The sequence below is a fragment of the Pedococcus sp. P2_A3 genome (assembly GCF_056405035.1).
In genome coordinates this window covers 38514-60517 of the sequence record NZ_JBFUCW010000012.1, presented here as the reverse complement: position 1 = coordinate 60517, position 22004 = coordinate 38514, and the positions used below count along the sequence as shown (strand labels likewise).

General features: G+C 71.9%; 19 protein-coding genes. 8 read left to right on the top strand and 11 right to left on the bottom strand.

What is annotated here, in order from left to right; all coding sequences use genetic code 11:
* The first annotated feature begins 7 nt into the window (after positions 1-7).
* Positions 8-493 (top strand): DUF456 domain-containing protein, encoded by a 486-nt coding sequence (locus tag AC1DX8_RS11250; RefSeq protein WP_477630014.1) that lies wholly within the window; start codon positions 8-10, stop codon positions 491-493.
* Between the two features lie 37 nt (positions 494-530).
* Here the strand turns inward: AC1DX8_RS11250 and AC1DX8_RS11245 are convergent, their stop codons facing one another.
* From AC1DX8_RS11245 to AC1DX8_RS11220, 6 genes are all read right to left on the bottom strand, one after another.
* Entirely contained in the window at positions 531-944 is a 414-nt protein-coding gene (locus AC1DX8_RS11245) for a DUF3040 domain-containing protein (RefSeq protein WP_477630013.1), read from the bottom strand.
* 135 nt (positions 945-1079) lie between these two features.
* Positions 1080-2363, bottom strand: coding sequence for a DNA polymerase IV (gene dinB, locus AC1DX8_RS11240; RefSeq protein ID WP_477630012.1), 1284 nt, complete (start codon positions 2361-2363; stop codon positions 1080-1082).
* Between the two features lie 33 nt (positions 2364-2396).
* Positions 2397-3170 carry a methyltransferase domain-containing protein gene (locus tag AC1DX8_RS11235; protein WP_477630010.1) on the bottom strand — a complete coding sequence of 258 codons (774 nt, stop codon included), beginning with the start codon at positions 3168-3170 and terminating at the stop codon, positions 2397-2399.
* Positions 3171-3213: 43 nt separating this feature from the next.
* Complete coding sequence (locus tag AC1DX8_RS11230; protein WP_477630009.1) at positions 3214-7149, bottom strand: DNA polymerase III subunit alpha; 3936 nt, start codon at positions 7147-7149, stop codon at positions 3214-3216.
* Complete coding sequence (locus AC1DX8_RS11225; RefSeq protein ID WP_477630008.1) at positions 7146-7619, bottom strand: SAV_6107 family HEPN domain-containing protein; 474 nt, start codon at positions 7617-7619, stop codon at positions 7146-7148. The genes AC1DX8_RS11230 and AC1DX8_RS11225 overlap by 4 nt, the downstream gene beginning before the upstream one ends.
* 74 nt (positions 7620-7693) lie before the next feature.
* On the bottom strand, positions 7694-8038 hold the full coding sequence (locus AC1DX8_RS11220) for a DUF6504 family protein (protein ID WP_477630007.1): 345 nt from the start codon (positions 8036-8038) through the stop codon (positions 7694-7696).
* Between the two features lie 390 nt (positions 8039-8428).
* Between AC1DX8_RS11220 and AC1DX8_RS11215 the strand changes: the two genes are divergently transcribed.
* Both AC1DX8_RS11215 and AC1DX8_RS11210 read left to right on the top strand, forming a co-directional pair.
* The gene (locus tag AC1DX8_RS11215; RefSeq protein ID WP_477630006.1) at positions 8429-9133 is read left to right on the top strand and encodes a YbaK/EbsC family protein; all 705 of its coding nucleotides are present in this window, start codon (positions 8429-8431) and stop codon (positions 9131-9133) included.
* A gap of 291 nt (positions 9134-9424) precedes the next feature.
* Positions 9425-10231, top strand: a complete 807-nt coding sequence (locus tag AC1DX8_RS11210) for an HAD-IIA family hydrolase (RefSeq protein WP_477630005.1) — start codon at positions 9425-9427, stop codon at positions 10229-10231.
* Positions 10232-10306: 75 nt separating this feature from the next.
* On the opposite strand, the gene AC1DX8_RS11205 is transcribed toward AC1DX8_RS11210, so the two are convergent.
* Positions 10307-10624, bottom strand: coding sequence for an ArsR/SmtB family transcription factor (locus AC1DX8_RS11205; RefSeq protein ID WP_477630004.1), 318 nt, complete (start codon positions 10622-10624; stop codon positions 10307-10309).
* Between the two features lie 101 nt (positions 10625-10725).
* Between AC1DX8_RS11205 and AC1DX8_RS11200 the strand changes: the two genes are divergently transcribed.
* Positions 10726-12057 (top strand): MFS transporter, encoded by a 1332-nt coding sequence (locus AC1DX8_RS11200; RefSeq protein ID WP_477630003.1) that lies wholly within the window; start codon positions 10726-10728, stop codon positions 12055-12057.
* A 343-nt stretch (positions 12058-12400) separates the two neighbouring features.
* Here AC1DX8_RS11200 and metF read toward each other — a convergent pair whose 3' ends face one another.
* Positions 12401-13336, bottom strand: coding sequence for a methylenetetrahydrofolate reductase [NAD(P)H] (gene metF, locus AC1DX8_RS11195; protein WP_477630002.1), 936 nt, complete (start codon positions 13334-13336; stop codon positions 12401-12403).
* A 95-nt stretch (positions 13337-13431) separates the two neighbouring features.
* Here metF and AC1DX8_RS11190 point away from each other — a divergent pair, with 95 nt between their 5' ends.
* Positions 13432-14517 carry a polyprenyl synthetase family protein gene (locus AC1DX8_RS11190; RefSeq protein ID WP_477630001.1) on the top strand — a complete coding sequence of 362 codons (1086 nt, stop codon included), beginning with the start codon at positions 13432-13434 and terminating at the stop codon, positions 14515-14517.
* A 30-nt stretch (positions 14518-14547) separates the two neighbouring features.
* On the opposite strand, the gene AC1DX8_RS11185 is transcribed toward AC1DX8_RS11190, so the two are convergent.
* Positions 14548-15021: an Rv2175c family DNA-binding protein gene (locus AC1DX8_RS11185; RefSeq protein WP_477630000.1), complete on the bottom strand. Its 474-nt coding sequence runs from the start codon at positions 15019-15021 to the stop codon at positions 14548-14550.
* 194 nt (positions 15022-15215) lie between these two features.
* On the opposite strand from AC1DX8_RS11185, the gene AC1DX8_RS11180 reads away from it, so the two are divergent.
* The 3 genes from AC1DX8_RS11180 (at position 15216) to AC1DX8_RS11170 (ending at position 19507) form a co-directional block, all read left to right on the top strand.
* Positions 15216-16535, top strand: coding sequence for a LysM peptidoglycan-binding domain-containing protein (locus AC1DX8_RS11180; RefSeq protein ID WP_477629999.1), 1320 nt, complete (start codon positions 15216-15218; stop codon positions 16533-16535).
* A 90-nt stretch (positions 16536-16625) separates the two neighbouring features.
* The gene (gene pknB, locus AC1DX8_RS11175; protein ID WP_477629998.1) at positions 16626-18593 is read left to right on the top strand and encodes a Stk1 family PASTA domain-containing Ser/Thr kinase; all 1968 of its coding nucleotides are present in this window, start codon (positions 16626-16628) and stop codon (positions 18591-18593) included.
* Positions 18590-19507, top strand: coding sequence for a DMT family transporter (locus tag AC1DX8_RS11170; RefSeq protein WP_477630070.1), 918 nt, complete (start codon positions 18590-18592; stop codon positions 19505-19507). The genes pknB and AC1DX8_RS11170 overlap by 4 nt, the downstream gene beginning before the upstream one ends.
* On the opposite strand, the gene AC1DX8_RS11165 is transcribed toward AC1DX8_RS11170, so the two are convergent.
* Together AC1DX8_RS11165 and AC1DX8_RS11160 are read right to left on the bottom strand one after the other, a co-directional pair.
* Positions 19495-20580 (bottom strand): threonine aldolase family protein, encoded by a 1086-nt coding sequence (locus AC1DX8_RS11165; RefSeq protein WP_477629997.1) that lies wholly within the window; start codon positions 20578-20580, stop codon positions 19495-19497. The genes AC1DX8_RS11170 and AC1DX8_RS11165 overlap by 13 nt on opposite strands.
* Positions 20581-20584: 4 nt before the next feature.
* The gene (locus AC1DX8_RS11160) at positions 20585-21937 is read right to left on the bottom strand and encodes a class II 3-deoxy-7-phosphoheptulonate synthase (protein WP_477629996.1); all 1353 of its coding nucleotides are present in this window, start codon (positions 21935-21937) and stop codon (positions 20585-20587) included.
* Positions 21938-22004 lie beyond the last annotated feature (67 nt).

Genomic DNA, 22004 nt, shown 5'->3' with positions numbered 1-22004 from the left:
TCCCCCGATGGAGGCCACACTCTGGGTCCCCGCCGTCCTGATCGTGATCGGGATGGTGGGGATCGTCATTCCCGTCATCCCGGGCCTGCTGCTGTGCCTCGCCGGGGTGGCCCTGTGGTCGTTCGATACCGGGACCACGACCGGCTGGGTGGTGTTCGGCGTGTGCGCCGCGATCTACCTCGCCGGGGTGGCGCTGCAGTATGCCGTCCCGGGGCGCCGCCTGCGCGAGGCCGGCGTGCGGCGCTCGACGTTGGTGCTCGCGGTGCTGCTGGCCGTCGTGGGGTTCTTCGTCATCCCGGTCCTGGGGGCGGCGGTCGGCTTCGTGGGGGGGATCTTCCTCGTGGAGCTCGGTCACTCGAAGGACCGCGGTGCCGCCTGGGCGTCCACCAGAGCCGCCCTCAAGGCGGTCTTCCTGTCGATCGGGATCGAGCTGCTCGCTGCGCTGGCCATCGCCGTGACGTGGGTCATCGGCGTGTTGGTCAGCCGCGCCTGACGACGCGTCGTGCTGGGGGTGTCGTGCTCGGGGTGACTCAGTAGCCGTCGTCGCGGCGCTTGTCCCAGCGCTCCTCGATGCGGTGCATGAAGGACCCGCCGGACTTGGCTGACTTGGACTTGCCCGGGGCCTTGCCGGGGGTGGCGCGGCGCACGGTGCCGTCAGGCTGGACCGTACCGAGAGCCGTCTTGCGACGCGGGGGCGTGAGAGCGAACGCGACTGCACCGACCATCACGGCGAACCCGATCGCACCGATCCACATGGTCGTGTTCACCCCGACCAGCACGAGGGCGAGGCCGAGCACCACTCCCACCACACCGACGGCCATCCGCCGTCGGGCCGAGGCGCGCGCACCCGCGCCCTGCATCTGCGAGGCGAACTTGGGGTCCTCGGCATACAGCGCCTGCTCCATCTGCTCAAGCAGCTGCTGTTCGTGCTCGGAGAGCGGCACGGTGACCTCCTGGACGTTCGGCGTGCACCCAACTAACGCGTCAGGCCACGGAATCGTTGCCTCGATCGAGTGCATCGTTGCCGGTCAGTGGCCTTCCGCTGACTTCTTCAGGATATGTCGCCGGGCGGTCTTGCACTACCCGTTCGCCGGGCGAGGTCCGGCCGATCCGGATTCCCCTCTGCGCCTGCGCTCCCGTTCACGGTCGCTGATCAGGCTGGCGGGGCGGACGCTGCCCGCCCCGAAGCGGGCACTGGCCCGGTCGACGGCGCGGTCGGCCTCACGCCACCCGTGGTCGGGCTCGTCAAGGGTGCCCTGGATGGGTGCACCCTGGCTCTCGACGAGGCCTTCCATCCGCACCCCCACCAGACGGATCCTGGCGCGCTGGAGCCCCAGGGCGTCGTAGAGGCCCTTGGCCGTGTCGAAGATCTCACGACTGACATCGGTGGGGTCGCGCAGCGTGCGGCTGCGGGTGATGGTCGTGAAGTCGGAGAACCGCACGCGGATCGTGACGGTTCGCCCCAGCATCCCGGCCGAACGCACCCGGGCCGCGGTCCGGTCGCTGAGCTTGAGCAGCTGCCGGTGGATGTAGGCCGGGTCGTCGACGTCGAACTCGAAGGTCTCGTCGGAGCCGATGCTGCGTTCGCGACGCTGCACCTCGACGTGACGGGGGTCACGGCCCCACGACAGGTCGTGCAGGTGCGGTCCGGCGCTCTCGCCCAGCGCTCGGCGCAGCGTGTCGACAGGCGTGTGCGCGATGTCGGCCACGGTGTGCAGACCGAGCCGCAGGAGCGCCTCCTCGGTCTTGTCGCCCACCCCCCACAGCGCTCCCACGGGCAGCTGCTGGACGAAGGTCACCACCTCGTCACGGGGTACGACGACCATCCCATCGGGCTTGGCCAGCCCGGACGCCAGCTTGGCCACGAACTTCGTGGGGGCGACCCCGACCGAGCAGGTGATGCCCTGCTCGTCGTGGATGGTGTCGCGGATCAGCTGGCCGATCCTGGCCGGGTTGCCGAGCCGCCGGACCGCCCCCGACACGTCGAGGAAGGCTTCGTCGAGCGACAGGGGCTCGACGACCGGGGTGATGGTCTCGAAGGTCGCCATCACGCCGGCGGAGATCGCGCTGTAGAGGGCGTGGTCGGGCGCGATGACGGTGGCGGTGGGGCACAAGCGGCGGGCACGCGCCATCGGCATGGCGGAGGCGACGCCGTACTTGCGCGCCTCGTAGGTCGCGGACAGGACCACCCCGCGGTTGCCGCCCCCGCCGATGATGACGGGGGTGCCGACCAGCTCCGGACGGCTGAGCAGGGAGGCCGAGGCGTAGAAGGCGTCCATGTCGACGTGCAGCACCGTGCACCCGGTGTCGTCCGGGGGGTGCTCGTCGCCGCGCTGGGGAAGCGCGTACTGGCGCCGGCTCATCTCGGTGGCACGGTGATCTGGACCTTGCCGCCGTCAGCGTCGGGCGAGGACGTGCACGGCGGCGCCGAGCTGTCCGAGAAAGGCGAAGTCGGGGTGGTCGGTGGCGGCCTGCTCGAGCTCGAGCAGGGCGATGCGGTCGGCATCGGAGTCGATCAGCGCCGACGGCACGAGGTCGCTGAACACGCGCACGCCGTGCACGTCCTCCACGACCAGCCCGGTCTGCTCGACCAGGGCGCGCAGGGCAGCGGCGTCGAACCGGCGCGGCAACGGATCGGCCCCTCCCCACCGGCCGTCCGCCGAGGTGAGCGCGGTGTGGGCCTGGGCGAACTGGCCGGCCAGCGCCCGGGCGAGGACGGCCGCGAGCCGCCCGGCGGCGACCAGGCTGAGGTAGCCACCCGGCGCGAGCACGCCGGCCAGCGCCGCGAGGGTGGCCTCGGGGTCGTCGACGACCTCGAGCGTGCCGTGGCAGCAGACGAGGTCGACCTGCTGCTCGCCCACGAAGCCGGCGAGCGAGTCGGCGTCGCCCTGCAGGGCGGTGACGCGGTCGGCGACGCCGCGCTCGGCGCTGCGCCGCGACAGCGAGGCCAGGGCGTCGGGGCTGGGGTCGACCACGGTCACCTGGTGCCCCAGCTCGGCGAGCGGGACCGCGAGGCCTCCCGTGCCGCCACCGAGGTCCAGGACCCGCAGCGGCCGGCCCAGCTCGCGCTGGCGGCGCTCGATGAGGCTGCGCACCGAGGTCCACACCGCCGAGGTCCGCAGGGCTGTCTCGACGCCGCCGCGCCGGTGCCGCCACTGCTCTTCGGCCACGACGGCCACCTCCTGTGCTGGGTCTGTGGGTGCTCCTGCCAGCCTAATGGCCAGAGCTGCCAGGGCTTGAGTGCCAGAGCTTGCGGGGCGGGCTGAACTGCTCCGCCTCCCTGCCGTCGGGCACCACCACCCCCTGCCCGAGCCGGTGCGAACCCCGCACGTCCTCCCCGGGAGGGCGGGTGTCGGCGTAGGGAGACTGGCGGAACCCCGAGGCGTGGACGAGCACCCTGCGCCCCGCACCCACCTGTTCCTGGTGGGCAGCCTCCAACGCCTCGGCCTGCTCGGTGGCCGCTCGCTCGGTCGCCTCCATCGCGGCATACACCTCCTCGAGGCCGCCCCTCTGCCATGCCTCCCACAACGGGGTGAGCTCCCACGCCCCCGTCGCCCGCAGCGAGATGCCCCGGGGGCCGGTGCGGCGCACCACGCCGCGCACGAGCAGCATCCACGAGTGGAACACCGTCGCGGCGTAGGGGCCCTGGACGTCCTCGAAGAACGTCGCGTCGACCGGGCCCGTGGAGTCGTCGAGGGTCAGGAAGACCACCCTGCGGCCGGATCGGATGGGCGGGGTCTGGGTGGCCACCTTGACCCCGCACGCCCACACGGTCGACCGGCTGCGCGCCCGCAACAGGTCACGGCTGCGGGTCACGCCGAGGGCGTCGAGCATCGGCGCGTAGAAGGCGACGACGTGCGCGCTGGCGTCGAGACCGAGGATGTCGAGCTCGGCGCGGATGCGTTCGGGACCGGACAGCTCGGGCAGGCCGGTGCCGCTGGTGAGCTCGGGTCGGTCACCGAGGTCGAGCGCGAGCTGGGTCGGTTGCTGGTCGGCCGCACGGACCGGTAGGGCACCCTGCGACTGCGCCGCCGCCCTGGCCCGCACCTGGCCGGTCTCGAGCACCTGGTCGGAGGGCGGAGTGCTGGCCCCCCGCCCTCGTCGTGGTGACGCCCGCTTGGCGGAGCGGTCCAGCGCCCGCCCATAGCGGTCGAGCTCGGCGACGTGGAGCAGCAGGTCGCGACGGGTGGTGCGTCCTCGCCGTCCGAGTCCCCCGGCACCGATCCCGGCGGACTCGACCCGCATGCCGTAGAGGCTGTCGAAGCCGCCGGCGAGGACGAGGCGCTCGGCGACCGGACGCGAGACGTGGGCGCGGTGCCAGAAGTCGGCCAGCCCGGCGTAGGGCTGGCCCGCGACGATGCGGGCCACCTCGGCGTCGTTGATGCCGCGCACGTCGGCCAGGGACAGCCGGATGCCGTAGCCGCTGGCATCGGGCAGGTCGGGGTGCGGTGGGGTGAAGGGGTCGCCGGGGTCGTCGTCCAGCCGCTCGATCCGATAGCTGCCGGTGGAGGCGTTGACGTCGAGGCCGAGGACCGCGATGCCCAGACTGCGTGCGTCGTCGAGGATGAGCCGCTTGGGGTACATGCCCGGGTCGTGGGTGAGCACCCCGGCGAGGAACGCAGCCGCGTGGTGGGTCTTGAGCCACGCCGAGTGGTAGGTGGGCAGCGCGAAGGCCGCGGCGTGCGCCTTGCAGAACCCGAACGACGCGAACGCCTTGAGCACCTCCCAGATCCGGTCGACGTCAGCCGGCGCATACCCTCGCGCCCGCGCCGCAGGCCGCCACCAGGCCTCGATCTCTCGCTGGCCCTTGGGCGTGCCGAGGGCACGGCGGACCTCGTCGGCCTGGGCCAGCGACACCCCGGTGGTCTCGGCGACGATCATCAGCACCTGTTCGTGGAAGACGACGACGCCCTCGGTCTCGCGCAGCGCCTCGATGAGCGTGGGGTGCAGGTAGCTGATCTCCTTCCACCCGTGCCGGGCCTCGAGGAACGGCGTGATCATGTCGGACTTCACCGGGCCGGGGCGGAACAGCGAGATGTCGATGACGAGGTCCTCGAACCGCTCCGGACCGAACTTGCCGATCAGCTCGCGTTGTCCCGGGCTCTCGATCTGGAAGCACCCGAGGGTGTGGCTGGTGCGGATCAGCCGGAAGGTCGCCTCGTCGTCGAGCGGCACCTGGGCCTGGTCGTCGAGGTCGACCTGCACCCCGTCGACCCGGGCGACCTCGGCCACGGCGTGCGCCATCGCCGACTGCATGCGGATGCCGAGGACATCGAGCTTGAGCAGCCCGAGCGTCTCGACGTCGTCCTTGTCGAACTGGCTCATCGGGAACCCCAGCCAGCTCGCCTCGACCGGGGTGCGGTCGAGCAGGCTGCCGTCGGACAGGATCACCCCGCACGGGTGCAGCGCGATGTGGCGGGGCAGTCCGTCGAGCCGCTCGACGAGGTCGAAGAGAGCTCGCAGTCGTGGGCTGTCCAGACCTCGGGCCCGCAGCTCGGGCAGCTCGGCGATGGCATTGCGCGCGTCGCGGGCCCGGATGTGCGGGAACGCCTTGGCGATCTCGTCGATCTCCACCGGTGGCAGCCCGAGGGCCGACCCGACGTCGCGGATGGCGTGGCGGACCTTGTAGGTGTCCATCATCGAGACGCAGGTGACCCGTTCACCGCCGAACCGGTCGAGGATCCGCTCGTAGACCTCGGTGCGCCGGGCCGACTCCACGTCGATGTCGATGTCGGGCAGCTCGGCCCGCAACGGTGAGCAGAACCGCTCCATCAGCAGGTGGTAGCGAACCGGGTCGACCCCGCTGATGCCGAGCAGGTAGTTGACCAGCGATCCGGCCCCGGAGCCGCGGGCGGCAACGCGAACCCCCATCTCCCGGATCAGGTCGACGACCTGGGCGACGGTGAGGAAGTAGGTCGGGTAGCCGAGCTCGGCGATCACCTTGAGCTCGTCGGTGAGCCGGTTCTCGATGGTCATCAGCTCGTGCTCGCTGGCGCCGGGGTAGCGCCAGGCCACCGCCGCGCGACACCGTTGCTCGAGCATGACCTGGGCGCTCATGCCCGGCTCCACCCCCAACCGCTCGGGCTCGGGCAGGTGGATCGAGCCGATGCCGAGGTCGTGGCGGGCGCTCTGGGCACACCCGAGACCGAGGGCCAGGGTGCGGTCGACCAGGGCGTCGGCACGCGCCCGGTCGCCACCGGCGACCTCGCGGGCGATGGCGTGCATCCTGTCGGTACTCGCGAGGTGGGCCGCGTCGGTGACCCGGTCGAGGTGTCGGGTGTCAAGGGCGACCAACCGCCGCGCGGCGTCGAGCACGTCGACGACCGCCGACTCCCCCGGGTCGACGTGGCGCACCGCGGCGGTGAGCACCGCAGGGATCCCCTGCTCGTCAGCGAGCCCGAGCAGGCGGCGGGCATGGCTGCGCGAGGCGGGTGTGCCCTCGGGTCCCCCGTGGCAGACCACCTCGATGACGAGCGCATCGGAGGGCAGCCGACGCCGCCAGGCAGTGAGCAGCTCGCGCGCCCGGTCGGTGCGTCGCGCGAGCAGCGCGCGACCCACGTCGGAGTCAGGACCGAGCAGCACCACGAGCGGGCTGGGCTCTCCCCTACCCGAGGGCCTCCCTGACGCTGCCCGGCCCGGCGGTGCCCCTCCCAGCTGTGCCCCTCCCGGCCCCCCGCACGCGCCGGCGAGCACCGCGACGGAGCTCACTGGCACCCCACGCTCCCCCCGCAGATGGGTCTGGGTGACCAACCGGCACAACGCCGCCCAGCCCACCCCGGCGGGTACCCCGGCTGCGCGCCCCCGAGCGAGGACGGTGACCCGCGGGTGGCGGGCATCGCGCTCGGCCCCACCGCGGACCGGTGTCCGCGGGAGGGTGGGAGGAGGTGTGGGGGTGGGTTGCGCCGCCGCCGCGCCGGGGTGTGCCGCATCCGGCCCCACGGCGAGATCGACGCCGAGGACGGGGGAGATGCCGGCCGCGGTGGCTGCCTGGACGAACCGGACCGCGCCGTAGAGACCGTCACGGTCGGTGAGGGCGAGGATCGGCTGGCGGTGCTGGGCGGCGCGCTCGACCAGGGCTTCGGGTGGTGCCGTGCCGTAGCGCATCGAGAACCCCGAGGCGACGTGCAGGTGGGCGAACTCGGTGCTCATGGCGCCGCCCGCGCGCCCGTGGTGGAGGGGACGTCGGCAGTCGTCGTGGCCAGGGCCGTGGGCACCAGCAGGTGGTCGTGGGGCGACATGGTCACCGGCAGTCCGAGGGTGTGACAGACGAGGTCGAGGAAGAGCTCGGACTGGCGCAGCACGTCATCGGCCTCCCGTGCGCTGTGACCGTGGTGGCGACGGGCTCCGACCACCTCGAAGAACCCCGCCCACTCGGAGAGCTCGGGCGCAACGGTGGGCAGCAGCTCCCACAGGCTGCGCGGACCCGACTGGCCCGTGGGTGGACGACTGGAGGTGCGGGTGGCGACCACGGCGGCGGCGGCCCGCAACGCCCCGAGCTGGGCCTGGTCGTAGCGCCGGGCGACCTCCTGGCTCTGGCAGGCCTCGAGCAGTGAGTGCCGCGCCCGGTCCAGCAGGTCGAGCGTGGCAGCGGCTCCCGTGGCTGTTCCCGGGCTTCGCATCGGACTGTCTCCCATCGCTTGGCGTCCCATGGCTTGGTGTCCCATCGCTTGGTGTCCCATCGCTTGGTGTCCCATCAGTCAGCGACCCTCAGCAGTCGCCACTGGCTCCCGTGCTCGGCGCACAGGTCGTAGACCCCCACCCCGCACAGGCGGCCGGCACTCGCCTCGACCCGCCACACCTGCCGCTCGCGGGCGTCGGTGAGCACGTCGCTGCCACCGTCACGCTCCCGGGCGTCCCGCCACCACGGGCGGCGTTCCTGCCAGCGGTCGAGCACGGTCCGGACGACATAGAGCCGGCCGCGCCAGACGAAGGCGTCGGGCCCGAGACCTCCCACCCCTCCCGGGCCGCCCAGACCGGGAGCCAGGTCGTCGCGAACCCCCTCACGGACCTCGATGGCCTCTTCGTAACGGCGAACCACGGGATGCTCCTTCACTGGTCTGGGGCGAGATCGGGCGATGAGTGGGCGGGCGATGGGTTGCGATGGGTGTACCTGGACGTGGAGAAAAAGGGCATGGCGCAGCCCCGTCGAGAGCAGGCGCGACGGCGCACTCAGGTGGTGCGCTCTGGCCCTGTGAGGGGCGGGGTCGAGGCGCCTGATCACAGGGCCAGAGCCGCCGTGCTCCGCAAGCGACCGCCTGTCACGGTGGAGCCGTCACCGGCGAAGCCGTGACCGAATGGATCGGTCGTCATGAACCACGAGTTCGAACAGGTGTTCGATGAGAAGAACCGTACACCCCGCCACGGACAGCCCGTCAACCCCTGCAGGACGAGTGGTGACAGCGACTCCCCACACCCCTAGTTTGGGGACATGACAGCCCCCGAGGGACCGGCATCGGCCCCCGACACGGCGGCGTCCGCCGACACGGCGCTCGCCACGGGCACCGTGCCGCCCGCCACCCACACCTCGCCTGCCGCCACGTCGCCGGCCACCGCGGCGCCCGCATCTCCCGCTGACCTGGCCACCTCGGACCGGGGCACCTCGGACCGGGCCACGTCGCCCCCCGACCTGACCGGGCCCCCCGACCTGACCGGGCACCCCGCCGTGCGGCGGGTGCTCGAGACGCTCGCCGTCCACCACGTCGTCCCGCAGGTCGTCAGCCTTCCCGACGCTGTCCGCACCGCCGCCGCCGCAGCCGCGGCGCTGGGCATCACCCCGGCCGAGATCGCCAACTCGCTGGTCTTCCGCGCCCACGCCCCCGACCAGAACATCAGCCCGGTGCTCATCCTCACCTCGGGGGCGCACAAGGTCGACCTGGTCAAGGTCGCCGAGCTGGTCGACGACATCGACCACCTCGACCGCGCCGACGCCGACTTCGTCCTGGCGACCACCGGGTTCACCATCGGCGGCGTGGCGCCCGTGGGCCACATCGCGCCGGTCCGCACCTTCGTCGACGTCTCCCTCAGCCGCTACCGCCACGTCTGGGCCGCCGCGGGCCACAGCCACACCGTCTTCCGCACCACCTACGAGGAGCTCCTGCGGGTCACCGGAGGACACGCGATCGAGGTGGCCTGAGCGACGGGCCCCCACCCCACCCAAGAAACCCCAACCCCGCCCGAGACCAGAGCGGGCCCGCGAGCCGCCTCACGGCATACCGCGGGCGCGGACCAGCCGCCCGCGCCCACGAACGACAGGTCCAGGCGGTCGTAGAGTCCTTGGCGCGTTCGACGTCCGCGACGGGGAGCAGTGCCGTGACTGCGCTCGTGGCCAATGACACGCACCTCCGTCAGGCAGTTCCAGCGCGCGCCTGGTCCGGCAGTTGGCGCCCCCACAAACCGCGCAGCACAAACTCGGCACAATGGGCGCATGACCACCCCGAAGCCCGTCGAGTGCTGGCTCACCGACATGGACGGCGTCCTCGTCCACGAGGAGAGCGTCATCCCCGGGGCGCCCGAGTTCATCGCGGCCCTGCAGGAGTCCGGGACGAGGTTCCTCGTCCTGACGAACAACTCGATCTTCACGCCGCGCGACCTGCGCGCCCGCCTGCTCGCCAGCGGCATCGACGTACCCGAGGAGTCGATCTGGACGTCGGCCCTCGCGACCGCGCAGTTCCTCGCCGACCAGCGGCCGGGCGGCAGCGCGTTCGTGGTCGGCGAGGCTGGCCTGACCACCGCGCTGCACGAGGTCGGCTACACGATGACCGAGCGCGACCCGGACTACGTGGTCCTCGGCGAGACCCGCACCTACTCCTTCGAGGCGATCACCAAGGCGATCCGGCTCATCGAGGCCGGCGCCCGCTTCATCGCCACCAACCCCGACGTCAGTGGACCCAGCCCCCACGGCCTGCTGCCCGCCACCGGCTCGGTCGCGGCCCTGATCAGCGCGGCCACCGGCCACCAGCCCTACTTCGTCGGCAAGCCGAACCCCCTGATGATGCGCAGCGCACTGAACCGGATCGACGCCCACTCCGAGTCCACCGTGATGATCGGCGACCGGATGGACACCGACGTCATCAGCGGGCTCGAAGCGGGACTGCGCACCGTCCTCGTGCTGACCGGGTCGACCCGCCCCGAACAGGTCGGCCGCTTCCCCTACCAGCCCACCCGCATCGTCGACTCCATCGCCGACGTCGTGCCCCTCGTCGCCGAGCTGCGCCCCTCGACCGAGGGCTGAGCGCGCGCCCAGACCGGAGGTATGCCGCGCGGCCGGATCAGTCGGCCGCGGCGCCACGGAGGGGCGGCAGGACGGTCAGCGGACCTGGCCGAGGACGCTGTCGAGCAGCCCCGGGAACGCCGCGTCGAGCTCCTCGCGACGCAGCGTCACCAGTCGCTCGCGCCCGCGGGGCTCGTTGCGGATGACCCCGGCCTCCCGCAGGACCTTCATCAGGTGGGACTTGGTCGACTTGGGCAGTGCCGGGTTGGTCGCACCGCACTGGGCCATCTCGAGCGGGCCGTCCGCGAGGTCGCGGACGATCTGGAGGCGGGCCGGGTCGCTCAGCGCGAAGAGCACGTCGGTGAGCGTCACGTCGGCGATGTCGGGGTGCGGGAGCACCTGGTTGGCGGGCATGGTTCGATAATACTCGAACCAATTCGGCGAGATCGGGAATGCCTCGACCGGTCTGACAGTTCGATAAATATCGAACCGTTGTTTCGTCCGAGAGGCCCGTCATGAGTGCGACCAGCAGCATCCCGACCGGCACCACCAGCTCCGCCAGCTCCCTCAGCCCGACCAGCCCGACCAGCCCGACTGGCACCACCAGCTCCCTCAGCACCTCCAGCTCGACCAGCCCGACCAGCGCGGCTCCCCGCGAGGTCGGAGGCCGCCTGCGGCTGCCGCACCGTCCCGCGTTCGTCCTGGCGCTCGCGACGGTCGTCGCGATGATGGTCGGCGCGAGCGCGCCGTCGCCGTTCTACCCCGTCCTGCAGGCCGAGCTCGGCTTCTCGGCCGGCACGATGACCACCATCTTCGGGGTGTACGCCCTGACGTTGCTCGCGACGCTCCTGGTGACGGGGTCGCTGTCGGACCACGTCGGCCGTCGCCCCGTCCTGGCGACCGGCTTCCTCGTCCTCGCGGCGAGCATGGTCGGGTTCTGGCACGCCGAGGGAGTGAGCACCCTGATGGCCTCTCGCGCCGTGCAGGGTGTGGCCGCGGGCCTGCTGATGTCGACCATGTCGGCCACGGTCGTCGACCTCGAGCCCCGCCACCGGCCCGGCCTGGCTGCCACCCTCAACAGCGTCACCCCGCTGTTCGGCCTGGCCGCGGGAGCCCTCGTCGCCGGGCTGGCGCTGGACGCCACGTCGCACGCGCTGCCGATGGTGTTCGCGACCCTCACCACCCTCTACGTGGTCATCGCCCTGGCGGTGCTGGCGCTGCCCGAGACCTCCCCGCGTCACGACGGATGGCGACGCTCGCTTCGGCCGCAGGTCGGCATCCCCGTGGCGGCGCGCCCGGCCTTCCGGCGCAGCGCCCCGGCGCTCTTCGCGGGCTGGGCCACCGGTGGCCTCTATCTCTCCCTCGGGGCGCCGATCGTCGGCCAGCTGCTCGGCGGGCGGAGCCACGTCCAGCAGGGCGCCGTCGTCGCGATCCTCACCGGCGTCGGGGCGCTCAGCTCCGCGCTCGGGCGACGGTTCTCCCCACGCCAGATCACGCTCTACGGCACCACGATGCTCGCCCTAGGCACGATCCTGACGCTGCTGGCGCTGCACGCCGAGTCGCTGGTGGGCTTCCTGGTCGCCGCCGTGATCGCGGGCTCCGGCTTCGGCACGTCGTTCCTCGGGATCATGCGCTCGATCACCCCGACCGTCGGTCCGGAGCAACGCGGCGAGCTGTTCTCCAGCGTGTTCGTCGTCAGCTACCTCGCCTTCGGCCTGCCGGCTGTTGCCGCCGGGTTCGCCGCTCCCCACCTGGGGCTGGAGCAGACCGCGACGATCTACGGGCTGGCCGTCGTCGTGCTCTCCGGCGCGGCGGCCCTCGCTCGGGCGTTCACCACCCGCGACTGAGCCTGCGCCCCTTGCGTCCGACTCCCGCCTCCACCGATTGACCTGAGGGACGGGACAGGAGCGACGGGACAGGAGCGACGGGACACGAGAGGCGGGACACGAGCCGGGCGCAGTCTCCCCTCATGGCTGCGTCACGGTTCGTGTCCCGCTGCCGCACTCCCCCGACTGCGACGGGGACCACCCTCCCGCGGCGGCACCGTCCGGGGCATCCGTACAGGTACTCAGGTCTCACGACCCGGGCCCCACGACCCTGGCGCCACGACCTTGGCCCAACGACCCGGCCCCACGACTCCAGCCCCGACGAACTCGGGTGTGGCAGCCTCGACCCTCCGGCCAGCTGCCGCTAACCGCGGCTCGCGGCCCGGGCGCCGAGGTCGAGGTTGCGGTAGACCTCGAGGGTCGCGGTGGAGCGGTTCATCGTGATGAAGTGCAGTCCCGGTGCGCCCTCGGAGAGCATCCGGTCGGCGATCTCGGTGGCGATCTGCACCCCCACCTCGCGGGTCGCCGCCGGGTCGTCGGACACCGCGTGCAGCCGCTGCACGACCTGCTGCGGCAGCGGGGTGCCCATCAGCTCGGACATCCGGGCCACCTGCTTGACGTTGGTCACGGGCATCAGCCCGGGCGTGATCGGCAGGTCACGGCGCGCGGCGACGGCATCGCGCAGGCGCAGGTAGCTGTCCGCGTCGAAGACCATCTGGGTGATCGCGAAGGTCGCTCCTGCGTCGGCCTTGCGGACCATGACGTCGACGTCGTGCTCGAAGCTCGGGGAGGCCGGGTGCACGTCGGGGAACGCCGCGACGCCGATGGTGAAGTCACCCAGGCTCCGCACCAGCTTCACGAGGTCGGTCGCGTGGTCGAGGCCTTCGGGGTGCGCGATCCACTCGCCACCGGGGTCGCCCGGCGGGTCACCCCGCAGGGCGAGGATGTTGTGGACGCCGCTCGCGGCATACAGCCCGACGACCTGGCGCAGCGCGGCCACCGAGGCACCCACACAGGTGAGGTGGGCCAACGGCGTCAGCGTGGTCTCGCGGGCGATCCGTTCGGTGACCCGCACGGTGCGGTCCTGGTTGGACCCTCCCGCGCCGTAGGTGACCGAGACGAAGTCGGGCCGCACCGACTCGAGCCGCCGGATCGCGTCCCAGAGGGCGGCCTCCCCCGCGTCGTCCTTGGGCGGGAAGAACTCGAAGCTGATCGAGGGGTGCTCGGCCGCGAGCATGCCGGGGATCGACCTCGGCCCCTGCCCAGGTCGGCCATCGTGCGCGGTCCGCCCCAAAGCCATGGCGGTGAGACTAGTCGAGCCACCACGCCGTAGGCTCGGGGACAGCACAGGATGAGACATCCTCCGACCGACAGCCGCCCGGGAGGGATCGCGTGGTGACCAACCCGCTCGACGCCGCCTCCCTGCGCGACCGCGTGCAGGCCAGCGTCGACGACGTCCTCGCCCACCAGGCCACCGTGCTCGCCGAGGTCGGACCGGACGCCCAGGAGCTGCTCGGAGCCGTCGCCCGACTGCTCACCGGGGGCAAGCGGCTGCGCGCGGCCTTCCTCTACTGGGGCTACCGCGCGACCGGACGGCCCGACTCCGACGCCCTCGTCCGCGTCGCCACCGCGATGGAGTTCTTCCAGGCGGCCGCGTTGATCCACGACGACGTCATGGACGACAGCGACACCCGACGAGGTATGCCGGCCGCGCACCGTTCGCTCGCCGCCCGCCACGCACGCGAGGCCTGGGCCGGCGACGCCGACCGGTTCGGGGTGGCCGGCGCGATCCTGGCCGGCAACCTGTGCCTCAACTGGACCGAGGAGCTCTACGCGACGTCGGGTCTGGAGCCCGCGCACCTCGAGCGCGGACGTGCGGTCTTCGACCGCATGCGCACCCAGCTCATGGGTGGGCAGTTCCTCGACGTCGTCGAGTCGGCGCGTTCCTGGGACGGCGTGCCGACGCGCGAGCGGGTCGAGCGCGCGGAGCACGTCATCCGATTCAAGAGCGCCAAGTACACCGTCGAGCACCCGCTCCTGATCGGCGCGACGGCGGGAGGCGCCTCCGAGGAGGACCTCGCCGCGCTGTCGCGCTACGGCCTCGACCTCGGCCACGCCTTCCAGCTGCGCGACGACCTGCTCGGCGTCTTCGGCGACCCGGCCGCCACCGGCAAGCCGGCCGGCGACGACCTGCGGGAGGGCAAGCGCACGGTGCTCGTCGCCCATGCCCTGGCCGGCGCGGACGACACCGGTCGCGAGCTCATCGAGTCACGGCTGGGCGACCCCGCCCTCGACGACGAGGTGGTGCAGCAGCTGCGCGAGGCGATCACGGCGGCCGGCGCCGTCGACGCGGTGGAGGCCGACATCGCCCGACTGGCAGGGTCGGCGCGGATGGCGCTGAAGTCGACCCGCGACCTGTCGCCCGAGGCGACCGGCGTGCTTGACCAGCTGATCGACAGCGCGACCAGTCGGGCCAACTGAGCGCAGCCGACCTCCTGGGCCGGACGAGGGCTAGAAGGCCTGCTCCATCGCGCGTCGCCGCACCTCGGTCTTGAACCCGGCGGCCAGGTTGTCGACCGGCGTGCCGGGGACCCGCAGGGTCGGGTCAGGGGTGAACAGCCAGCGCAGGATCTCATCGTCGTCGAGCCCGCCGTCGCCCAGCACCGTGAAGGTGCCACGCAGGTGCCGGAACACGTCCTCGTGGAGGAACTGCTCGGGCACGGCCACGACCCTGCGCTCGCCGATGCGCGCGCTCAGGAGCTCGCGGTCCTCGATCAGCCGGCGGACGGCCGACAGGGCGATCCCCATCCGTTCGGCCACATCGGGAACGGTCAGCCAGGAGCCGACGAGGGTTTCCAGGGACGGCTCGGTGCTGTCGGAAGGCTCGGTGCTACTGGAGGGCTCGGTGCTACTGGAGGGCTCGGTGCTGTCGGAAGGCTCAGTGCTGTCGGGAGGTGGGGTGGACGTCGCGGGCTGATCGGTCACGGGACAAGAGTGCCAGCAGGACCACGCAAAGCAAACCGCCGTGGCGGGCAAATTACATCGATGTAAGTCGATATAGCCGTGTCCGAATGGTGTACCTTTCACAATCGTCACAGTTGTCACACTGGCAACTCCTGCACCGAACGCTCCACCCGGTAGCCGCACCTCGTGGCTTCGTCGCCCGAAAGGCAGCCCTGATGTCTCCAGTGATCGCTCCCGCAGCGCTCCCTTCAGTCACCCTGCAGGCGCCGGTCGCCGTCGTCCAGAAGGCCAAGCCCGCCCCGCACGGATGGACCACCTACATCGTGCGCAGCGGTGACACGCTGGCGTCCATCGCCGACCGCACCGCCACGACCACCGGCGTGCTCGCAGCCCGCAACCACCTCAAGGGCGGGGGCAACCACCTGTCGGTCGGCCAGCGCCTCTCGGTGCCGAAGAGCGCGCACCAGGCGCGAGTCGAGGCGGCCCAGGCCCGGGCCGCTCGCGCGGCCCGCGCGGCAGCGATCAAGCGGGCCACCTACGTCGTGCGCTCCGGCGACACCCTCAGCCACATCGCGGTCCGCAAGGGCGTCTCGCTCGCGGCCCTGCTCAAGGCCAACCACCTGTCCCCCCACGCGGTCCTGCAGGTGGGCCAGCGGCTGCGCATCCCCGGCGCCGGCGCCGCGAGCGCCCGCCGTCCGGCCGCCGCGGCCGTGTCCACGACGACCTACCGGGTGCGCTCCGGCGACACCCTCGGAGCCATCGCCACCCGCACGAAGACGTCGCTCGCGACGATCTACTCGCTGAACCGGCTCAACGCCCGCAGCGTCATCCACCCCGGCCAGCTGCTCAGGGTGCGGGGCACCTCGCCCGCGGCGGCCCGCCGGGCCAGCACGGCGGCATACCGGGTCCGGGCCGGTGACACGCTCAGTGACATCGCCGCCAAGCACGGCACCACGCTGGCGGCGCTGCTGAAGACCAACCACCTCTCGGCCTCCTCGGTGATCCAGCCCGGTCAGCGGCTGCGGGTGCCCGCCAAGGCCGCGAGGAGCACCTCCAGCTCCACCACGTTCGCGGGGCGCACCTACCCCAGCGCGACCGTCAACGCGGCCAACCGCAACCGCGCCGCGCTGGCCCGGACGGCGGTGCCGAGCCGCAGCCAGACCAAGGCGATGATCATCGCGACGGCGCGGCGGCACGGGGTGGACCCCAAGCTCGCGCTGGCGATCGGGTGGCAGGAGTCCGGGTGGAACCAGCGGCAGGTCTCGGTCGCCAACGCCATCGGCGTCATGCAGGTGATCCCTTCCTCGGGCCAGTGGGCCTCCGACATGGCCGGGCGCCCGCTCAACCTGATGCGCACCCAGGACAACATCACCGCCGGGGTCGTCATCCTGCGTTCCCTCACCCGGTCGGCGGCGAACCTCGACCAGGCGATCGCCGGGTACTACCAAGGGCTCTACTCCGTGCAGCACCACGGGATGTACGCCGACACCAAGGTGTACGTGGCCAGCATCAAGGCGCACCGCGCCCGGATGTGAGGCGCCTCTGGTGACGCCCGATGTGAGCCCGGACACCACCCACGGACCCGCCTGCGCGAGATGACCAGCCAGACCTCCTACACTTTGCGGGTGTCTTCCGGTGTCACCGAGTCCTTGCTCGGTCGTGTGCTCGACGGGCGTTACCGCGTCCTGTCGCACATCGCCGACGGCGGAATGGCGTCCGTCTACCTGGCCCTCGACACCCGCCTCGACCGTGACGTGGCCCTCAAGATCCTGCGCCACGACCTCGCCCAGGACGACGCGTTCGTCAGCCGGTTCAAGCGGGAGGCGCGCTCGGCGGCCCGGCTCTCCCACCCCAACGTCGTGTCGGTCTTCGACCAGGGCGAGGACGACGGCCACATGTTCCTGGCCATGGAGTACGTCCCGGGTCAGACCCTGCGCGAGGTGATGAAGGCCGAGGGTCCACTCACCCCCCGGGCGACCCTCGACATCATGGGTCCGGTCCTGCAGGCGCTCGGCGCCGCGCACCGGGGCGGCATCATCCACCGCGACGTCAAGCCCGAGAACATCATCCTGCGCGAGGGCGACGGCACCGTGAAGGTCGCCGACTTCGGCCTCGCGCGCGCGGTCTCCAACCAGACCTCCCACTCCCAGACCGGCGTGCTGCTCGGCACCGTGGCCTACCTGTCCCCCGAACAGGTCGAACGCGGCATCGCCGATGCCCGCAGCGACGTCTACGCCGCCGGCCTGATCCTGTTCGAGATGCTGACCGGCACCAAGGCGTTCACCGGTGACACCCCGATCCACATCGCCTACCAGCACGTGCACGGGTCGATCCCCGCGCCGTCGTCGCGGGTGAGCTCGGTGCCGAGCGAGCTCGACGCGCTCGTGGCCCTGGCCACCTCGCGCGACCCCGACCAGCGGCCCCGCGACGCCGAGGACTTCCTCGCCGAGGTGCGCAAGTCCCGCGCGATGCTGACTCCGACCGAGCTCGACCGTCGGCCCGAGGGCCCCGCCGCCGTGGGTGGTGGCGCGAGCACCGTGGCGGTCGAGCGCACCAGCGCCCTCCCGGTGTCGAGCGAGCACGAGCCGCGCCACACCGGGCAGGCGTCTCGCCCGTTGCCGCCGGTGGCGCTGCCGATCGACCGCACCCCGACCACTCCCCCCGTGCTGCACGGCCGGGTCGTCGACACCTATGACGACGAAGACGAGCGACGCGGACCCTGGCGCTGGATCTGGGCTGCGCTCGCTGTCGCCGTCGTCGCCGGCGTGGCCGCCTGGTGGTTCCTGGCCGGACCGGGCTCCCCCACCGTGGTGCCCCAGACCACCAAGCTGACCTTCGCGCAGGCCCAGACGGCGTTGGAGCGCGCCCACCTCGGTGCCGAGGAGGTGGAGAGCTTCGACGAGTCGGTGCCCAAGGGCATCGTCATGTCCACCGACCCCGGCGCGGGCCAGGAGGTGCGCCGGGGCACCGACGTCAAGGTCACCGTGTCCAAGGGCCCGGAGCGGTATGCCGTGCCGAACGTGGTCGGCAAGTCCGCCGCCGAGGCGCGTGACCAGATCACCGCGGAGAAGCTCACCGTCGGGACCGCCAGGGAGGCCTTCGACGACAAGGTCGCGGCGGGTCTCGTCGTCAGCGTCGACCCCAAGGTCGGCACCCAGCTCAAGCGCGGCACCAAGGTTAACCTCGTCGTGTCCAAGGGTCGCCAGCCCATCCAGGTCACCGACTTCACCAACAAGCCCGCCAGCGAGGCGGTCGACGCGCTGTCGAAGGCCGGGCTCGAGGTCGACGCGACCGAGCAGGCCAACAGCGACACCGTGCCCAAGGGCAACGTCATCTCGCAGACGCCGGCCGGCGGCACGCTGTTCAAGGGTGACCCGGTCAAGCTGGTGGTCTCCAAGGGCCCGGTCCTGGTGAAGGTGCCTGACGTCACCGGCAAGCAGGCCGACGAGGCCGAGCAGATCCTGCGGGCCGCCGGCTTCGACGTGGCCCGACAGAACGCCCTCGGGGGCATCTTCGGCACCGTCCACCACACCAACCCGGCCGCCAACACCGAGGCACCCAAGGGCTCGCTCGTCACCATGGTGATCATCTGAGGACGTCCCCGTCGCGCCTCGCGACCCTGCTGCTCGTCTCGGTCACCGCGGTCTGGGGATCGACCTTCTTCCTCATCCACGACCTCGTCACCCACGTCCCGTCGGCCGACTTCCTGACGGTGCGGTTCGCGATCGCTGCGGTCGTCATGGCCGTGGTCTTCCGGCGCCAGACCCTCGCGCTGACGCGCCGGGAGGTCGTCATCGGGGTGGGCTTGGGCGTCCTGTACGGCCTCGCCCAGCTGCTCCAGACGATCGGGCTCGAGCACACCCCGGCGTCGGTGTCGGGCTTCGTGACGGGCACCTACGTCGTCCTGACGCCGGTCTTCGGCGCCCTGCTGCTGCGCGACCGGGTCAACCGGACCACGTGGGTCGCGGTGCTCCTCGCGACGGCGGGGCTCGCGGTGCTGTCCCTGCGCGGCCTCACCGTCGGCTACGGCGAGACCGTCACCCTCGCCTCGGCCGCCCTCTACGCACTGCACATCGTCGGGCTGGGTCGCTACTCGACCGCCGAGTCGGCCACGGGACTGGCCACGGTGCAGGCCTTCGTCATCGCGGCCGTCACCCTGGTGGCCGCCCTGCCCGGCGGGATCACCCTTCCGGCGACGGGCGGCCAGTGGACGTCCCTGCTCTACATGGCCCTGGTGGCGGGTGCGGTGGCCCTGTGGGCCCAGACGTGGGCGCAGTGCCACCTGCCCGCGACCCGCGCGGCCATCGTGATGACCATGGAGCCGGTCTTCGCCGCGTTCTTCGCGGTGCTGTTCGGCGGCGAGTCGCTCACCGGCCGGATGGTGCTGGGTGGGGCCATGGTGCTGGCCGCGATGTACGTGGTCGAGCTGCGCGGACGGCGGTCACGTGCGCCGGGGGCGACGGCGGCCGAGGACCGGCCCGCCGAGCTGCTGCATCACGACGTCTGAGGGCTCGATCCCGAGGGGCCACCCTCGAGCAACGGCACCAGCTCGGCGATGGCACGGTCAGTGCCCGCGTCGTCGACGTCGAGGTGCCAGACCAGGCGCACCGCCGTCGTGCTCACCGGATAGAGGCGTATGCCGCGTCGACCCGCCTCCTCGACGAACGCCGAGGGCGTCCACCCCGCTCCTGCCACGTCGAGGACGACGATGTTGGTCTGCACCCGCTGGGGGTCGATCGACCCCGGCACGGCGGACGCCGCGGCCTCCGCGAACCGACGAGCGCGGGCATGGTCGTCGGCGAGCCGCTCGACGTGGTGGTCGAGGGCGTGCAGCCCTGCCGCTGCGAGGATGCCGACCTGGCGCATCCCGCCACCGAAGCGCTTGCGCCAGATCCGGGCCTGCGCCATCAGGTCGCGCGACCCCGCGAGGACCGAGCCGACCGGGGCGCCGAGGCCCTTCGACAGGCAGACGCTCACGGTGTCGAACAGGCGACCGTAGGTCTCGAGGGGGACGCCGGTGGCGACGTGCGCGTTCCAGAGCCGGGCCCCGTCGAGGTGCATGGCGACGCCCCGGTCACGAGTGCCCGCACGCAGGGCCTCGATCTGGTCGAGCGGCTGGACCGTGCCACCACCGAAGTTGTGGGTGTTCTCGACGACGACCAGGCGGGTGTTGACCTGGTAGGTGCCGCCATCGGGGATCATCAGGGCCAGCGGCTGGGCGGCGTCGAGCAGCCCGTGCTCGGCCACCCAGGACCGCGAGGAAATGCCGGAAAGCACTGCGGCAGCGCCCATCTCGGCCCGCAGCACGTGCGCGAGGGAGTCGGCGACCAGCTCCTCGCCGTGACCGACGTGGAGCCGCAGGCAGAGCTGGTTGGCCATCGACCCGGTGGGCGCGAAGAGGGCGTCCTCGTGCCCGAGCAGCTCGGCGACCCGCTCCTCGAGGCGCCGCACGGTCGGATCCTCGCCGAAGACGTCGTCGCCGACCGGGGCGTCGGCCATGGCGCGCCGCATTGCCGCGGTGGGCTGGGTGAGGGTGTCGGAGAGCAGGTCGACGTGCACGGGAGGTGCGGAGAGCGGCATACGGTCAGTCCTTGGCCAGCATCTCGGCGACCAGGAACGCGAGCTCGAGGCTCTGCTGGTGGTTCAGGCGCGGGTCGCAGACCGTCTCGTAGCGCTTGGTGAGGTCGGCGTCGAGGATCTTCTCGGCGCCGCCGAGGCACTCGGTCACGTCGTTGCCGGTGAGCTCGACGTGGATGCCACCGGGGACAGTGCCGAGGCCCTGGTGCACCTCGAAGAAGCCGCGCACCTCCTCCACGACGTCGTCGAAGTCACGGGTCTTGTAGCCACTGGCGGACTCGAAGGTGTTGCCGTGCATGGGGTCGCAGATCCAGGTGACCTGCGCGCCGCTGCCGGTGATCTTGTCGACCAGGGTGGGCAGGGCGTCGCGCACCGTCTTCGCACCCATCCGGGTGATGAAGGTGAGGCGGCCCGGTTCGCGGTCGGGGTCGACCTTGTCGATGAGGCGCAGGATGTCGTCGACCTCGGCCTTGGCCGACAGCTTGATGCCGATCGGGTTGAGCACCTTGGAGACGAAGTCGACGTGGGCGCCGTCGATGTCTCGCGTGCGCTCCCCCACCCAGATGAAGTGGCCGCTGGTGTCGTAGAGCTCACCGGTGCGGCTGTCGACGCGGGTCAGTGGGCGCTCGTAGTCGAGCAGGAGCGCCTCGTGGGCGGAGAAGAACTCGGTGGTGCGCATGGCGTCGAAGTCGGCGCCACAGGCCTGCATGAACTTCATCGCCTTGTCGATGTCCTTGGCCAGCCGCTCGTAGCGGCTGTTCGCGGCGTTGGCGACGAAGCCCCGGTTCCAGTCGTGCACGTGGCGCAGGTCGGCGAAACCGCCCTGGGTGAAGGCGCGCACGAGGTTCAGGGTGGCCGTGCTCGCGTGGTAGGCCTTGACCAGCCGCTGCGGGTCGGGCGTGCGCGACTCCAGGGTGAACTCGAAGTCGTTGACCATGTCGCCGCGGTATGCCGGGAGGGTGACCCCCTCGCGCGTCTCGGCTCCGCTGCTGCGCGGCTTGGCGTACTGCCCGGCCATCCGGCCGACCTTGACCACCGGGACGGATGCGCCGTAGGTGAGGACCGCGGCCATCTGGAGGATCGTCTTGACGCGGTCGCGGATGTTGTCGGCGGTCGCCGAGGCGAAGGTCTCGGCGCAGTCGCCGCCCTGGAGCACGAACGCCTCGCCACGAGCAGCGGCGGCCATCCGCGACTTGAGGACGTCGCACTCCCCCGCGAACACCAGCGGCGGGTAGGACGCCAGCTCGGCGACAGCGGTGGAGAGTCGTGCGGCGTCGGGCCACTCCGGCTGCTGGGCGGCCGGGAGGGCAGCGCCGGCCGCGAGGCTGGCGAGGGCGTCGTGGTGCTGCGTGGTGCTCACCGGTCAAGGATAGGTGCGCGTCCCAGTCGGTGGGCGGGTGGCCCGGATCGCGGTCACCGCGAGCCCA